At 43.1% G+C, this 1576-nt stretch carries 2 protein-coding genes; both read left to right on the top strand.

Annotated features, from left to right (window positions below):
• Positions 1-701 (top strand): RHS repeat-associated core domain-containing protein (locus AO388_RS02225; protein WP_236713884.1); only part of this gene is annotated, 701 nt, incomplete at its 5' end.
• Positions 694-1263: an imm11 family protein gene (locus AO388_RS29520; RefSeq protein WP_063613799.1), complete on the top strand. Its 570-nt coding sequence runs from the start codon at positions 694-696 to the stop codon at positions 1261-1263. The genes AO388_RS02225 and AO388_RS29520, both read left to right, overlap by 8 nt.
• The last annotated feature ends 313 nt before the right edge of the window (positions 1264-1576 follow it).

The raw sequence follows: 1576 nt of genomic DNA, 5'->3' as shown, positions 1-1576 counted from the left end.
AAAGTCCCGGCCAGAGCAGCCTGTACCTTTACGAGCCCGGCAGCTATGCGCCTCTGGCCCGTGTTGATGAGAAAGAAGGCGAAGTCGAGAACAAGGTTTACTACTTCCATACCGACCAGATTGGCACACCGCTGGAAATGACCGATGCCGAAGGGCAGATCGTCTGGCAGGCGAATTTTGATGTCGAGACGGGGCTGCATTACAACACGTTTCGGTATTACGACCCGGAGATTGGGCGGTTTATTACGCAGGATCCTATTGGGTTGTTGGGTGGGTTTAATCTTTATCAATATGCTCCGAACCCAGTAGGCTGGCTGGATCCACTTGGCTGGATTACCTATAACACCATGCAAGCTCTGTCGGGCTTTCAAAAGCACCATATAATCCCTCAGCAATTAGCAAATCATGAGGCTATCAAAGCAGCTGGCATGAATATTCATAAAGTTTCAAATATTATTTACCTGCCTAAATATGCCGAAAGTCATCCTACCAGAACAATTCATCGAGGTTCTCATGCTGAGTACACTGCCAGAATTGAGAAAAAGCTTGATGTGGCTAGTGATTACGGAAAGGTCAATGGTTGGAGTAAGGGAGATTACGAAAAAGTAGTAAACGGCATTATAGCAGATGAGCGTAAAGGATTGCGATCTGGCACTACTAAGTTAAATTCTGCATCTGTGAGAGGTATTGCTTGTGGCTAAGATTTTCATTATAAACATATCTAGCTCTTATCCAGAGAGCTATTGGTTTAAAAGTAAGGTCTTAACAGGTCAAGACCCTATTCTTTTGAAAAAAGGAATGGAGATAAGTGAGGATGTACTGGTTGAGTTTACCTCGACGTCAAGAGCTAGCACCAATGGGATCCTTAAATACGATTTTTTCTTCAGTGATGGTCCTAACTTTATCAGCCCTAGATTCCATAAATTATTACTGGAGGCCAATGTTTCTGGAGTTCAATTTTTTGACGCAAACGTGTATATATCTGGAAAAAAATATGAAGGCTATAAATTTTTTAACCCCACCTCAAGACTTAGCGCTTTTGATAAAGAAAAATCAAAAAATGAGCCGCTTGTGAGCTATCTGCCCGACGGGCCTAAAATATATACTGAAATCGTTCTTAAAGATGATGTGGATATAGGTGTCGATATTTTTAGAGCGGAGGAGGACTTTACAACTATACTAGCCACAGCTCGTGTTAAAGACTTATGCGAGATTAATAAAGTGCGAGGCCTGCAATTCAAAGAGCATATTCTCAAAGCCTGAGTTCAATGGGGCGTGCTTTTTATTATTTTTTGCTGCTACTTGGGCTTAATGCTCTTTAATAACAAAGCAAGCGATGCTAGTGGCTGCCAACTTTGCCTCAGTCACTAGCCCTCTTATTTTATTGAATAGTGGATTTGAAAACCACTACCGCCATGTTATCACTCAGGTCTATTACCCCAATGGAAGTCTCTCTATAATTCCAGAGGCAATTTTCTGGGTGAGATCGACGCGCTGGGCCACAAGACCGAATACCTCAACAGTGAAGACGGCCTGCCACACACCATCGTCGACCCGACGCTCAAGTCCAAATACC

Origin of the sequence: Pseudomonas sp. ICMP 10191, assembly GCF_001467335.1 — a bacterium.
GTDB lineage: Bacteria > Pseudomonadota > Gammaproteobacteria > Pseudomonadales > Pseudomonadaceae > Aquipseudomonas > Aquipseudomonas cerasi.
This window is presented reverse-complemented; position numbering and strand designations above follow the sequence as displayed.